Consider the following 14216-nt stretch of genomic DNA (forward strand, 5'->3'; position numbering starts at 1 on the left):
TCCTGCCGGGGCCGTGACCGCGCCTGCCCCCGCGGGGGCGGGTGCCGACGGGGCCCTCGGCGCTCTGCGGCGGCGACTGCACCCGGACCCGACGGTCCGTCGGCTGGCCGGGATCACCCTGGTCAACACCGTGGGCAACGGCCTGTCCCTCGCCGTCGCGGTGCTGTTCTTCACCCGGGTGCTCGGCCTGAGCGCCGCCCAGCTCGGCCTGGGGATGACCGCCGCCGGACTGTGCGGGGTGATCGCCAGCGTGCCGGCCGGCCGGGCCGCCGACCGCTGGGGTGCCCGGCGGGTGCTGGTGGCACTGGTCTCCGTGCAGGCGGCCGGCACCGCCGGCTACGTGCTGGTGCACAGTTACCCGGCCTTCGTCGCGCTGGCCTGCCTGGTCTCCGCCGTCGACCGGGGTTCCGCCGCCGTACGGAACGCGCTCTACGCCGAGGTGCTGCCCGCTGACCGCAGGGTGGCGGGCCGGGCCTATCTGAGGGTGGTGACCAACGTGGGCATCTGCGGGGGTACGGCGCTCGGCGCGGTCGCGCTCCAGCTGGACACCCGGCCGGTCTACCTGACGGCGATCCTGGCCGACGCCGCGTCCTTCGTGGTCGTCGCCGTGCTGTTCCACCGCCTCGCCGACCCGCGGCGTCCGGCCGTGTCCGGGTCCGCGGCCCGCCCCGGCGTCGCGGGTCCGCCCTCCGACGGGGGCGCCGAGCGGGGCAGGCGTCGGAACCCGGCGCTGCGGGACGGTCCGTTCCTCGCCGTGACGGTGCTGAACGCCGTGCTCTGCCTCCAGTTCGCCGTCCTGGAGATCGGTGTCCCGCTCTGGATCGTCCAGGAGACCGAGGCGCCGCGGATCACCGTCGCCGGCACCCTGATCGTCAACACGGTGCTGGTGATCGCCCTTCAGATGCGGGCCACCCGGGGCACCGAGGAACGGGCGGGCGCCACCCGCGCCTGTGGTCGGGCCGGGCTGTTGCTCGCCGCCTCCTGCCTGGTCATCTCACTCGCCCACGGCCTGCCCTCGATCCTCGCGGCGGTGGTGGTGCTCGGCGGGGTGGCGCTCCAGTCGCTGGGAGAGGTGGTCGGGCAGGCGGGCGGCTGGGCGCTCAGCTACGACCTCGCGGGCGAACGCGACCACGGCGCCTATCAGGGCGTGTTCAACGCGGGGACGGCCGCCGCGCTGATGGCCGGCCCGGCGCTGGTCAGCACCCTGGTGATCGGGTGCGGCATGACCGGCTGGGCCGTCCTCGGAGGGCTGCTGGCGGTGGCGGGCCTGGGCATGCGTCCCGCCGTGCGCTGGGCCGGGCGGCGGGGGAGGTGAGGGGGCGGGGCGGCTGGCGGCTGACTGGGGGAGGGTGACAAGTAACAGCAAACGGATAACAGATAACAGCTGACAGATTTCAACATCTGTTATCCGTTTGCTGTCATCTGACATCGGTCGGCCAGGCGGGGCCCGCCTCCCGCCACCGGACAGGTTGGCTCTGGCCGAGGGGCGGGTGGGCGTGCCAGAGTCGTCCGGGCGTCGTCCGGGCAGCTCCCGGACCGCGCCCGCAGTCCGACCCACCCTCAGCCGGAAGGCAGGCCCCGCCGATGACCAGCGCAGCGCCCCTCGTCCGCGTCAGCACCGCCGACGCCGTCACCACGCTCACGCTCGACTCGCCGCACAACCGCAACGCGCTCTCCACCCGGCTGATGGCCGAGCTGCACGCCGGGCTGGCCTCCGCCGCGGCCGACCCGGAGGTCCGCGCGGTGGTGCTCGGGCACACCGGCAAGGTGTTCTGCGCGGGCGCGGACCTCTCCGAGGCGACCGGCGCCGACCCGACGGTCGGTCCGCGCGGCCTGGTCGAGCTCCAGCGCGCGATCGTCGACTGCGCCAAGCCGGTGATCGCCGTGATCGACGGACACGTCCGGGCGGGCGGCCTCGGCCTGGTCGGCGCGGCGGACCTCGCCGTGGCGGGACCGGCCTCGACCTTCGCCTTCACCGAGGTCCGGCTCGGCCTCGCTCCCGCCGTCATCTCGCTGCCGCTGCGCCCGAAGCTGGAGCCGCGCGCCGCCTCCCGCTACTACCTCACCGGCGAGGTCTTCGACGCCGCCGAGGCCGCCCGGATCGGGCTGATCACCAGCGCCACCGAGTCCGCCGAGGACACCGGGATGGTGCTGAAGGGGCTGCTGGACGCGCTGCGCCAGGGCTCCCCACAGGGCCTGGCGCAGTCGAAGCGGTTGGCCAACGCGGAGGTGGTGCGCTCCTTCGAGCGGGACGCGGAGGAGTTGGTGGAGCTGTCGGCGCGGCTGTTCGGCTCGGAGGAGGCGCAGGAGGGGATGCGTTCGTTCCTGGAGAAGCGGCCCGCTCGCTGGGTGCGCTGACGCCGAGGGCCCCGGGCATCCCGCTCGCCCGGGGCCCGACCGTCGCTTCGCGTCCGACGCGGTCGGCACGTCAAGGCGCGTGTCAAGGCACGTCAAGGCACGTCAAGGCGCGTCAGGGCACGTCAAGGCATGTCGGGACGCGTCGCGAGCGCCGACCTCAGATCGTCGCCGCGTGGTGCCAGAGGTCGAGCAGGCTCCGGTCACCGCTCACCTTGACCTGCCGGGCCTCCCCGGCGGACAGCCGGTTCCAGAGCAGCAGGTAGAGCTCGTCGGCGGGACCGCTGAGGGTCAGGTCGGCCGGCTCGGGGGTCTCGTCGGTGGTGACGGCCGGCGCCTCCTGCGTGATCGTCAGGTGCCAGGAGCCGGCGCCGTCGGTGGTCCGGACCCGGAGGGTGCGCGGTTGGTCGCTGCGCAGTGCGGCCCGGCCGTGCACCATGAGGCCGTTCACCAGCTCGTCGATGCCGTCCACGGCGAGCGCGGTGTCCACGGCCGGTCCAGGCACCCCGGCGGCCGCGTCGGCGTCGTGGCGGTGGATGGCGGTCTCGTGCGCCTGGCGCCGGGCCCAGAACGCCAACGGGCTCGGCGAGGGCAGGAAGGTCCAGCACTCGACGTCGGCCGGCGTGGAGGAGAGCGTGTCCACCAGCGCGGCGTGGCCCTCGCGGTACCAGTCGAGCAGTGCGTCGTCCGAGGGCACCGGCCCTACGGCGACCTGCTCGCCGGCCTTGCCCGGCCGTTCCCGCAGCCCCTGGCCGGGGATGGAGGCGGCCCAGCGGTGGACGGAGCCGATGTGCCGCAGCAGGTCGGCCAGTTGCCACTTCGGGCAGGTCGGTACGGGGGCTGACAGCTCCGTACGGGCCGCGGCGTCGGCGAGCAGGGTGCCCTCGCGGCGCAGCGCGTCGATGTGCTCGGTGATCTCCATGGAGCGGAGTCTCCCATCGACGCCGGCTGCCGACCGCGGGTTTCGGACATTCATCAGAATGGTCCGGGGGGCGAGTGCTTCCCCGCGAGGGCGGGCGCCGCACTGCTGGAGGCGGGGAGGATGCGGCCGCTGTGATGTCGGACTCCCGGCGGACGGGCGGACCCTACGGGCCGGTAACGTGAGCGCATGCCGATAACCCGTGCCCTCGTCTCAGCCGTCCGGGCCGGTGGCCGCCGCGCCGCCGGGCGCCTCGTTCACCGGGGCTGGCGCTGGGTGCAGCGGACCGGCGCGGTCACCAACCTCAACCCCGGCCCCTACCGCTTCGGCGAGCTGGGCGACGGCACGAGCCTCGCGTTCCCGCTCGGGGCGGTGTTCAACGAGCAGTGGATCACCATCGGGCCGTTCTCGATCATCGGTGAGCGGGTCACCATCAGCGCCGGGTTCCTGCCCGGGCTCGACCTCGGGCCGGAGCCGATCGTGCGCATCGGCGGCGGCTGTGTGATCGGCCGGGACAGCCACGTCGTCGGCCACCAGTCGATCGTCATCGGCGACGACGTGTGGACCGGGCCCGGGGTCTACATCAGCGACCAGGCGCACGAGTACCGGGACACCGAGCTGCCGATCGGCAAGCAGTGGCCGCGCAACGAACCGGTGGAGATCGGGGCGGGCAGCTGGATCGGCACCGGCGCGGTGATCCTGCCGGGGGCGCGGATCGGACGCAACGTGGTGGTCGCGGCGGGAGCGGTGGTGCGCGGCGAGGTGCCCGACCACAGCGTGGTCGCCGGAGCCCCGGCCAAGGTGGTGCGCCGCTGGACCGATGAGGACGGCTGGCAGCCGCCGCTGCGCCACGACGCTCCGCAGCCGGTGCCGGACGGCGTGACGGCGGAACAGCTGCGGGCGCTGGTCGGGTGGGACCTCCGGCTGCCGGGTGAGCGGGGCTGACACGGCGCACCTGCCGCTGACGAACGGTCGGACCGGCCGCCCGCACGCTCCTTCTCGGGGACGGCGGTGCGGCCGGTTCTCGTGGGCCGGTAGGGCGGTTGTCGGCGCGGGGAGCGTCAGCGCGCGGAGCGGAACGTGACGACGGCGGTGGTACCGTCCGGGCGCAGCTCGTGGGTGCCGGGGGCGTCGATCAACGCGGCGTCGTAGCAACCGAGTTCGAGGCCGTCGACGGTGGCGGTGCCGGTGAGGCAGACCAGGAGGACGGTGCTTTCGTCCGGCACGTCGAGCGTGGTGCCCGAGGTCGTCGGCTCCACCGTGGCCTCGACCCGCCCGCGGCGCGTCATCACGTTGAAGTCCACCACCGGGCCGGCGGGCAGCCGGCAGTCGGTGATGGCGCCGCCGGAGAACGCGAACGGCCGGAAGGGAGTGTCGACCAGGTGCTCGGTGCCGTCGACGGTGAGCGCCATGCCGGCGCCCTCGACCAGGGTGATCACCCGGTCGATGCCGGGGAACGGGGAGAACGGCCCGGCCGCGGCGACGTCCGCGAGGCTGACCCGCCAGTCGAAGGCGTCCAGCCCGGCTCCGGCCGGGAACCCGGCGACCTCCCTGGTCACCCCGCCTCCGTTGAGCCACGCCGTCGCCGGGCGCTCGCTCGCCCGCAGTACCTGGAAGCGCTCGCTGGTGGTCATGGGCCCGCATCCTGTCACAGGACGGCTGACAGATGACAGGGAACAGATAACAGATGTTGAAATCTGTTATCTGTTCCCTGTCATCTGTTATCTGTCATCTGTTATCCGTCACCCGCCGCCCGTCACCCGCCGCCCTTGCCGCCCGACCGCAAGCGGCAGCAGCGCCGCCACGGAGGCCGCGACCGTGACCGTGGTGAGGGCCAGCGGCAGTCCGGCCGCGTCGGCGAGGAAACCGATCACCACCGGGCCGATCAGCATGCCCCCGTAGCCGAGCGAGGAGGCGAACGCCACACCCTGCGGGCCACCCGCCGCACCGGCCCGGGCGATGGCGAGGGGGAAGAGGTTGGCCAGGCCGAGGCCGGCCAGCACGAACCCGCAGATCGCCACTGGCACCACCGGAGCCAGGGCGGCGATCAGCATGCCGGCCCCCGCCGCCAACCCGCCGAACAGCATCAAGCGGGTCTGGCCGAGCCGGATGGACAGCCAGGTGCCGCCGACCCGGCCGCCGGCCATCGCGCACGCGTACGCGCCGTACCCGGCGGCAGCCACCACGGAACTCGCATGGACGTCGTCGGTGAGGTGCAGCGTGGTCCAGTCGGCGACCGCGCCCTCGCCGTACGCGGTGCACAGCGCGGTGAGGCCAAGGAGCAGCACGAGCAGCCGGGTGTGGGTACGGGACGGTCCCGGCTCGGGGCCGTCGCCCTCGGGCCGCCCCGCCGTACGCCCCGCCGCACGATCCGCCGGTGCGGGCGCGACCGCCGTGGCCGCCGGGCTGCGCAGCAGGACGACGCCCGCGCCGACGGTGACGGCCAGGCCGAGCGCGGCGCTGAGCGCGAGTGCCCAGGAGGTGCTCAGCGGCCCGGCGAGCAACCCGCTGACGCCGGTGCCGACCAGTCCGCCGAAGCTGTACCCGGCATGGAAACTGGGCATCACGGGCCGCCGCAGCTGCGCGACCAGGTCGACGGCGGCGCTGTTCATCGCGACGTTGGCTCCGCCGTACCCGGCACACCAGCAGCACCCCGCCGAGCGCGGTGACCGAATGGGCGTGCGCGGGCAGCGGAACGGCCAGACTGAGCAGGGCGAGCGAGCCCACGGTCACCGGGCGCGAGCCGTACCGCAGGCAGAGCCGGCCGATCAGCGGCATGGTGAGGACGGCACCGATCGACAGGCAGAGCAGCGCGAGCCCGAGGGCGCCGTGCGAGGCGCTGACCTGCCGGCGGACGTCCGGGATGCGGACGACCCAGGCGGCGAAGAGGAAGCCGTCGACGGCGAAGAACGCGGTGAGGGCGACACGTGCCGGGCGCCAGGGGCTGTCGGTCACCGGGGGTGTGCTGCGAGACTGTGAGGCGGGCTGGTCGGGTCGAGTGCGTGGACCAATTTTGTTTCGAAGCGACACAAAGTCACAATAGGGGCGTGCAGCTCTCACCATCAAGCCCGAGGCCCGGTACCGGAAACGACTCCGACGCGCAGCGCGACAGCCACCGCCGCGCGGCTCCGGACCGGGGCCGGACGCTGCTCGGCCCGGCGCTCTCCCTGATCCACACCGGCCAGACGCCGACCCGCTCGGCGCTCACCCGCGCGCTGGACGTCACCCGGGCCACCGCCGGTGCGGTCACCGCCGAACTCGAGGCGCTCGGCCTGATCTCCGTCGACTCGCGGCCGGCCGGCGGCGGCCGCGGACGCCCCTCGCACCGGCTCGCGATCGACCCGAGGGGCCCGGTCGTGATCGCCGGGCAGATCCACGCCGACGGGCTGAGCGTCACCCTGGCCGGACTCGGCGGGCTGCTCGACCCGCCCGTCCACCTGCCGCTGCCCGCCGCGACCGACCCCGTTCGGATGCTACGTGCCGTCGCCGTGGCGGGCGCCGAGCTCGCCCGCGCGAGCGACCGCCGCTGTCTGGGCGCCGCACTCGCGCTGCCCAACCCGGTCACCGAGCCGGACGGCGCCGCCCTCGCCGCACTGCACTTCGCCTGGCCCAGCGGCACGCCGGTCGCCGACCTCTACGACGTCGAGGTCGGTCGCGCCGACCACGGCCCGAACGCGCTGCGCCCCCTGCCCACCGCGGTCGCCAACGACGCCAACCTCGCCGCGCTCGCCGAGTACCGGCACGGGGCCGGCCGCGGCGCCCGCCACCTGCTGTTCGTCACCTCCGGCCACAGCGGTGTCGGTGGCGCGCTGGTCATCGACGGCCACCTGCACACCGGCAGTGCCGGCCTCGCCCTGGAGGTCGGCCACCTCGCCGTCGACCCGCAGGGCCGGCTCTGTCGATGCGGCAACCGCGGCTGCCTCAACTCCGAGACCAGCCCCGACGCGCTGTTCGCCGCCGCCGGACTCACCCCGGAGCCGGGCCGCCCGCTGCTGGACCAGGCACGCGAGCTGTGCCGGGCGGCCGCGACGGACGACCGCGCCCGGGCGGCGGTGGAGCACGTCATCGACCGGCTCGGGCTCGGCCTGGCCGGCGTCGTCAACATCCTCAATCCCGACCGGGTGGCCCTCAGCGGCCTGCACCTCGACCTGCTGGAGGCCGCGCCCGACCGGCTTCGGTCGGTGGTCGCCGAGCGCAGCCTGTGGGGGCGCAGCGGCCGGGTGCCGATCGTGGGCGCGGAACTGGCGGACGGCGCGCTCGCGGGGGCGGCCGAGCTGGGCTGGGGGCCGTACCTGGCGGACCCGCAGTCGGTGCCGGTCCTGCCCTGAGGGCGGCGGTCCGGACGGGCGGCGGTCTGGACGTGACGGCCGGGGGTCCGGACGGCGGCGGTCCTGCCCTGACGGCGTCAACGGCGATAAGCGGAAGCTGGCTCATCAGAAAAAGTTACTTATTGTGACTCTCCTACACTCGTAGTGAGCACCAGGGTTCACCGCGAGGGAGACAGCCAGCATGAGCACCCACCCCGGCATCGAGCCGACCGTCGACGTCGACCGTTCCGACCCGGAGTACCGTGCCTGGCTCAAGGAGGCGGTGCGCAAGGTCCAGGCCGACGCCAACCGTTCCGCCGACACCCACCTGCTGCGCTTCCCCCTGCCCGCGGAGTGGGGGATCGACCTGTACCTCAAGGACGAGTCCACCCATCCCACCGGCTCGCTCAAGCACCGCCTGGCCCGCTCGCTCTTCCTCTACGGGCTCTGCAACGGCTGGATCCGGCCCGGCAAGCCGGTGATCGAGGCCTCCAGCGGCTCCACCGCCGTCTCCGAGGCGTACTTCGCCCAGCTCGTGGGCGTGCCGTTCATCGCCGTGATGGCCAAGACCACCAGTCAGGCCAAGATCGACCTGATCCAGTTCCACGGCGGCGAGTGCCACCTGGTCGAGCGTCCGGACGAGGTGTACGAGGCGTCGGCCCGGCTCGCCGAGGAGACCGGCGGGCACTACATGGACCAGTTCACCTATGCCGAGCGGGCCACCGACTGGCGCGGCAACAACAACATCGCCGAATCCGTCTTCGCCCAACTGCGTCTGGAGCCGCACCCCGAGCCGGCCTGGATCGTGGCCACCGCCGGGACCGGCGGTACCTCGGCGACGATCGCCCGGTACGTGCACTACATGCAGTACGACACCCGGATCTGCGTCGCGGACCCGGAGAACTCCTGTTTCTTCGACGGCTGGGTGCGGCGCGACCCGGACGCCGTCTGCGAGAGCGGCTCGCGGATCGAGGGCATCGGACGGCCGCGGATGGAGCCGAGCTTCGTCCCGGGATCGATCGACCGGATGATGAGGGTGCCGGACGCCGCCTCGATCGCGGCGGTGCGGGTGCTGGAACAGGTGCTCGGCAAGAAGGCGGGCGCCTCCACCGGGACGGGGCTCTGGAGTGCGCTGCGGATCGTCGCCGAGATGAGGGAGGCCGGACGGACGGGCAGCGTGGTCGGCCTGATCTGCGACCCGGGGGACCGCTACCTGGACAAGTACTACTCGGACGACTGGCTGGCGGGCGAGCGGATCGACATCGCGCCCTACCGCGCGGCGCTGGAGTCCTTCCTGGCCGGCGGCCTCTGGGCGGGCTGATCCGGCGTCGACCGGCCGCCCGGGCCCCGGCCGTCGGCCACCCTCAGCGCCGGATCACCGCCCGCCCGCCCGCGAGGTCGATCCCCGTACGCCTCGGCGCGCCGTCGTGCTCGTCGTCCCGCAGCACCAGCTCCACCCGCCGCTGCTCCAACTGCGCCCGCTTGCCCGGATAGAGCAGCGCGTGCAGTTCCTCGGTCGCGGTCGCACCCGCGCCGCGCCCGCCGCCCGGCGTCGAGAGCCCGCCGCCGGGCGGGCACGCAGCCGCCGGACCACCGCGGCGAGGAAGAACACCACGACCAGTCCGGCCGGCAGCAGCAACCCGCCCGCCGCCCCCGTCAGTAGTCCGCCCATGCCCACCTCAACGGGCCGGTGCGGCGGCCGAGTTCCCCCGCCGCCGCGCTACGGACGTGACGCCGCAGGCGAGTTCCCCTGCCGCCGCGCCACGGAGGTGACGTCGCGGGTGAGTTCGCCTCCCGCCGTGCTACGGAAGCGGCGCCGCGGGCAAGTCCGCCGGGACGAGCAGCTGGAGCTCCTCCGTGGACGGGTCGGAGAGGTGCGCCACCCGCATCGCGTGCCGCTCGACCATCGTCTCGAAGACCTGCCGCGCGGTGCGCCCGTTGCCGAAGTTGGGTCCGCGCTCCAGCCCGCCGAAGTGTGCCAACAGCGCCTGCTCGGCCTCCTCGGAGAGCGCGTACTCGTGCTCCGCACACTGAGCCCGGGCGATCTCCAGCAGCTCGTCCGCCGAGTAGTCCGGGAACCCGATGGTGCGGGAGAAGCGGGACGAGACACCGGGGTTGGCGGACAGGAAGCGCTCCATCTCGGCGGTGTAGCCCGCGACGATGACGACCACCTCGTCCCGGTGGTCCTCCATCAGCTTGACCAGGGTGTCGATCGCCTCGCGTCCGAAGTCGCGTGCCCCGTCCTCGGGGGCGAGCGCGTACGCCTCGTCGATGAAGAGCACTCCGCCGCGCGCCCGGTCGAAGGCCGCCGCGGTGCGGATCGCGGTGGATCCGATGTGCTCGCCGACCAGGTCCACCCGGGCCACCTCGACCAGGTGCCCGCGCTGGAGCACCCCGAGCGAGGCGAGGATCTCGCCGTACAGCCGGGCGACGGTGGTCTTGCCGGTGCCCGGCGCGCCGGTGAAGACGAGGTGCCGGCGCAGCGAGGGCGCCTTGAGCCCGGCCTGGCGCCGGCGCCGGCCGACCGAGATCAGGTCGATCAGCGTGCGCACCTCCTGCTTCACCGTGGCCAGCCCGACCAGCGAGTCCAGTTCGGCGAGCGCCTCCTCGGCCGGCCGGCAGTCCGGGATCGGCGAGATCACCGCCGAAGCCGCCGCGGACGGTGCCAAGGCCGCGACGGCGGCGGTCAGTTGGGCCGACCTGGGCGCCGGCACCTCGGTGGACCCGAACGCGGGCGCCAGTCCCGCCCCGCGCCCGGAGGCGGGCCCGGAACCGAGCCCGGGGCCCGACCCCGCCCCGCCGCCGGGCGGGGTGGGAGCCGCCGGCGCCGGAGCGGTGCCGACGTCGTCCGAGGTGCAGCCCTCCGCGACCGGCCCCGGCTCGGAGAACTCGAACCCGGCCCGCTGGTTGTGCTCGGCCCGGCACCGGGTGAGCTGGGTCCGGCAGCCGTCGATGATGTGGAAGCCGAAGCCCTTGCCCTGGGAGACCCGGCAGTCCTCGAAGGTGCCGCGCCCCTGTGCGGAGACGTACACCCCGGCGTCCGTGCTGGCCCGTACGGTGCAGTCGCGCAGGACCGGGTCGGCTCCCTTGGTGACGATCACACCGGTGGCCACGTCGGAGATCTCGCAGTCGGTGAGCAGCCCGCCGCTGCCGTGGTCGCGGAACCAGAGCCCGGTGCCCGCCTCCTGCACCCGGCAGGACGCCAGGGAGACGGTCGCTCCGCCGCTGACCGAGACGGCCGAGCTGCGGATGCGGCTGAACGAGCAGCCCTCGGCGGTGGCGGCGGAGTCCCGGTCGAGCACGAACAGGGCGTCCGGCAGGTCGTGCAGCGAGCAGTCGGTGAGGGTCAGCCGGGCACCGTCGCTGACCCACAGGGCCGGGTACTCACCGGTCGAGCCGTGGATCTGGCAGGACTCGGCGACGGCCTCGGTGCCCTGGTCCCAGACCGACAGCGCCCCGCGCCCGAAGTCCCGGACGGTGCTGTTCGCGAGGCTCAGCCGGGCGCGTCCGCGCAGGTCCGCGCCGTTCTCCGGGAGGTCGTGCACCCGGCAGCCGGTGAGCACCAGCTCGGCCTCGCCGTCCAGGGTGAGGCCGTTGCCGGTGACCCGGTGGATCTCGCAGTCGACCAGCCGTCCGCCCGCCTGCGCCTCGGCCTGTACGCCGCTGCCGCGGATCTCGTAGATCTCGCAGCCGGTCAGCTCGGCCGCGCTGCCGGGGTCGGAGAGCAGGACGCCCGCTCCGGACGCGTGGTGGACGCGGCAGCGGTCCAGTGCCGCGGTGGCGCCACCGAGGACGGCCAGCCCGGCCTGCCCGGCGGCGGCGACCTCGCAGTCCTCGAACGCGGCGGCGGTGTCCTCGCCGCGCAGCCGGAGCCCGAGCCCGCCCGGGTTGGTGACGACGCAGCCGCGCAGGGTGGGCCGGGCACCGCCGGTGACCTCGACGCCGGTGGCCGAGCGGGTCTCGATCCGGCAGCCGCTGAAGGCGGGCGCCGCCTGCGGCCCGGTGACCAGGACGGCCGGGGTGGAGCTGTCGCCGCCCTCGACCACCAGGTCGCGCACGGTCGCGGCGGCGGTCACCGTGAGCGCCACCCCGGAGGGCGGGTCGATCCGGACCGTCCCCGGCCCCTGGGCCGGGACGATCGTCACGGGCTTGTCCACCAGCACGTTCTCCCGGAAGGTGCCCGGTCGGACGGTCACGGTGTCGCCCGGTTCGGCCGCCGCGAGGGCCTCCGCGAGCGTGTCGTACTCACCCGCTCGGCGACGCCAGCGGGATGCGCTGTCCTGGGTGACCCGGACCCTGTGCTCAGCCATGACGGTCTGTCGTCCCCACCTTCGTCGAGCCGGCGATCAACGGGCCGAACGCGCGGGGGTGCGCGGGCCGCCCGCCCACCGTAGCGCGCCCACGCGGGTGGTCCGGCCGCCCGCGGTCGCGCGGACACCGGCAGCGCTCACCGGCGCCACAGGTTCCGACCACCTGTTTCAACGAGCACGCACAGCGGTGGTTCCGTCCGAACGCGCCGGTTCCAGAGCGCGGCGCGTGCTCGGCGCCGCGCCGCGCGCCGATGCGCCCCGCCGCCCGGCACGGGAGGTCGGCGTACACGGCCGACGCTGGTCGCCGGCCCGGGTCGCCGATCCGTACCGGGCCGCGCCCCGCGGAGCCGGGCCGATTCCGCGCGCCGGTCGCCCGCGCGTCTGCCGCCCGCACACCCAACGCCCGCACGCCCGCTGCCCGCACGCTCAGTTCCCGTCGGCGGGCCAGTGCGCCCCGTCCTCCAGCACCTCGACCTCGTCACCCAGCCGCAGCGTGCCGAGCGCGTCGCCCTCGACGCCCGCCGGCCGCTCGGGGATCAGGTTCTGCCCGAACGCGGCCTTGCGCAGCAGCCGGTGGTGCCGGGCCAGGGTGCGCAGCGGCTCCTTGCCGCGCCGCTCGCCGGTCTCCTGGTCGGTCGTGGTGACCACGCAGCGGCCGCACGGCTTGACCACCTTGAAGGTGACCGAGCCGATCCGGATCCGGCGCCAGGTGTCCTCGGCCCACGGTTCGGTGCCGCCGATGACCGCGTTCGGACGGAAGCGCTCCATCGGCAGGACCTCGTGGCCGTCCGGGTTCTCCGCGGCGATCAGCTCGTTGAGCCGGTCGAGCGAGGCGGTGGTGGTGAGCAGCAGCGGGAAGCCGTCGGCCATCGAGACCTTGTCGCCGGGCTGCCCGTACTCGGGGTCGACCGGCCGGGCCCGCGGGTCGTCCAGGTGCACCAGGCGGTAGTCGCCGAGGTGCTCGGCGATCCACCGGTGGGCTTCCTTGGCGGCCTCGGCGGCGCGGAAGCGGGTGCCCCAGACCTCGACCTCGGCGAGCGGGTCGCCGGCCGCGACGGTGGGGGCCGGGACCTCGATCCGGGAGCCGCCGGGGGCGGTCAGGGTGAGGACGCCGTCGGGCAGCAGCCCGGCCCGGATCTGCCCGAGGGCCGGGTTCTCGCGCTGGCTGACGAAGCGTCCGGTCGCGTCGGCGAGCATCCAGCGGCGGTCTCCGGCCAGGCCCCAGGGCTGGACCACGGCGTCGTCCGGGCTCAGGCGGTACATGGACTTGACGGGGTAGACGTGGAGTCCGGTGAGCTGCATCCCCCCATCCTGCCAGCCCGGGCCCGGCGGGCACGAAGGACCCCGTATGCGCACGGACCGCCCGGGACGCCGTGGGGGGCGTTCCGGGCGGTCCGTGGATGACCCGTTTCTCCGTTCGCCCGGCGTACGGGGGGCGCCGGGTGGTGCTCAGGTGGTGCGGGTGCGGGCCGTGTGGGGGCCGGCCTCGGTGGTTCAGTGGTTCAGTAGCCCTGGCCCTGCGGCTGGTAGCCGCCGTTGCCCGGGCCCGCCGCGTTGAACGAGCCGTGGCCGGGCTCGCCGTACGGGCCGGGCCGCTGCGGCTGCATCGGGCGGACCGGCGCGACCGGCGCCATGGCGGGGCGCAGCTGGGCGCCGCCGAGGGACTGGTCGCCGGCCTGGCCGGGGAAGCCGGGGCCGCCGGGGGTCGGGCCGGCGAAGGACTGCGGGCCGCCGAAGCCCTGCGGACCGGCGGGCTGGCCCTGGCCGAAACCGCCCGGGTTGTCGGCCGGCTGCGCGCCGAAGGTCTGCGGGCCCCCCTGGGCGCCGATGAAGGTGTTCTGGCCGCCGAAGCTCTGGCCGCCGGTCGGCTGGTAGCCGCCGCCGGCGGTCTGGGTGAAGCCGGGGGCGCCGGCCTGGGGCCGCTGGTACGGCTGGGGGGAGCCGTAACCGGGGACCGGCGGCTGGGGGGCGGCGTACGCCGGCGCGGACTGCGCCGGGATGTACGCCGTGGCGGGGCCGGCGGAGGGTCCGCTGCTCGGGCCGGGGCCCAGGGCGAGGCGGGCGGGCGGCAGCGCGGGGAGGTTGCTGCCTGCGCTTTCGTACCCGTTGCCGTAGCGGTTCTCGTAGGACTGGCCGAGGCCGGATCCGTAACCGGACGACAGGGCCGGCGGCAGGGCGGCCGGCACGTTGATGGGCGCGATCTGGGGGACGCCGCGCTCAGCCACGAGGCTGTCGTAGATCGGCGTGCCGGAGGAGAAGGACGGAGAGGGGTAGCCGACTCCGTCGTAGGAGCGGGGCGAGGTCATGGGGCATACGGTAAGCCCA

The 14216-nt window shown here is 74.6% G+C and carries 11 protein-coding genes and 1 pseudogene; 5 read left to right on the forward strand and 7 right to left on the reverse strand.

The annotated features are described in order from the left end of the window. Positions 1–13 precede the first annotated feature (13 nt). The gene (locus ACZ55U_RS23120; RefSeq protein WP_465528457.1) at positions 14–1315 is read left to right on the forward strand and encodes an MFS transporter; all 1302 of its coding nucleotides are present in this window, start codon (positions 14–16) and stop codon (positions 1313–1315) included. Between the two features lie 269 nt (positions 1316–1584). Further along, positions 1585–2358, forward strand: coding sequence for an enoyl-CoA hydratase family protein (locus ACZ55U_RS23125; RefSeq protein WP_465528459.1), 774 nt, complete (start codon positions 1585–1587; stop codon positions 2356–2358). Between the two features lie 157 nt (positions 2359–2515). Here the strand turns inward: ACZ55U_RS23125 and ACZ55U_RS23130 are convergent, their stop codons facing one another. Then, a complete protein-coding gene (locus tag ACZ55U_RS23130) occupies positions 2516–3277 on the reverse strand; it encodes a maleylpyruvate isomerase family mycothiol-dependent enzyme (RefSeq protein ID WP_465528461.1) in 762 nt (253 codons plus the stop codon). Between the two features lie 186 nt (positions 3278–3463). On the opposite strand from ACZ55U_RS23130, the gene ACZ55U_RS23135 reads away from it, so the two are divergent. After that, positions 3464–4219 (forward strand): acyltransferase, encoded by a 756-nt coding sequence (locus ACZ55U_RS23135; protein WP_465528463.1) that lies wholly within the window; start codon positions 3464–3466, stop codon positions 4217–4219. 116 nt (positions 4220–4335) lie between these two features. On the opposite strand, the gene ACZ55U_RS23140 is transcribed toward ACZ55U_RS23135, so the two are convergent. Together ACZ55U_RS23140 and ACZ55U_RS23145 are read right to left on the reverse strand one after the other, a co-directional pair. Then, complete coding sequence (locus ACZ55U_RS23140; RefSeq protein WP_465528465.1) at positions 4336–4908, reverse strand: HutD/Ves family protein; 573 nt, start codon at positions 4906–4908, stop codon at positions 4336–4338. Positions 4909–5016: 108 nt separating this feature from the next. After that, a pseudogene (locus tag ACZ55U_RS23145) lies at positions 5017–6337 on the reverse strand (MFS transporter). Here ACZ55U_RS23145 and ACZ55U_RS23150 point away from each other — a divergent pair. Together ACZ55U_RS23150 and ACZ55U_RS23155 are read left to right on the forward strand one after the other, a co-directional pair. Next, positions 6322–7602 (forward strand): ROK family protein, encoded by a 1281-nt coding sequence (locus ACZ55U_RS23150; RefSeq protein ID WP_465528467.1) that lies wholly within the window; start codon positions 6322–6324, stop codon positions 7600–7602. The pseudogene ACZ55U_RS23145 and the gene ACZ55U_RS23150 overlap by 16 nt on opposite strands. A gap of 181 nt (positions 7603–7783) precedes the next feature. Then, positions 7784–8902 (forward strand): PLP-dependent cysteine synthase family protein, encoded by a 1119-nt coding sequence (locus tag ACZ55U_RS23155; protein ID WP_465528469.1) that lies wholly within the window; start codon positions 7784–7786, stop codon positions 8900–8902. 43 nt (positions 8903–8945) lie between these two features. On the opposite strand, the gene ACZ55U_RS23160 is transcribed toward ACZ55U_RS23155, so the two are convergent. From ACZ55U_RS23160 to ACZ55U_RS23175, 4 genes are all read right to left on the reverse strand, one after another. Continuing rightward, positions 8946–9089 carry a DUF6191 domain-containing protein gene (locus tag ACZ55U_RS23160; protein WP_465528557.1) on the reverse strand — a complete coding sequence of 48 codons (144 nt, stop codon included), beginning with the start codon at positions 9087–9089 and terminating at the stop codon, positions 8946–8948. 294 nt (positions 9090–9383) lie between these two features. Further along, positions 9384–11891, reverse strand: a complete 2508-nt coding sequence (locus ACZ55U_RS23165) for a right-handed parallel beta-helix repeat-containing protein (protein ID WP_465528471.1) — start codon at positions 11889–11891, stop codon at positions 9384–9386. Between the two features lie 426 nt (positions 11892–12317). After that, the gene (locus ACZ55U_RS23170) at positions 12318–13193 is read right to left on the reverse strand and encodes an MOSC domain-containing protein (RefSeq protein ID WP_465528473.1); all 876 of its coding nucleotides are present in this window, start codon (positions 13191–13193) and stop codon (positions 12318–12320) included. Positions 13194–13393: 200 nt separating this feature from the next. Beyond that, positions 13394–14197, reverse strand: coding sequence for a DUF6643 family protein (locus ACZ55U_RS23175; protein ID WP_465528475.1), 804 nt, complete (start codon positions 14195–14197; stop codon positions 13394–13396). Positions 14198–14216: the final 19 nt, after the last annotated feature.

The sequence above is a fragment of the Kitasatospora sp. NPDC034533 genome (assembly GCF_055575155.1).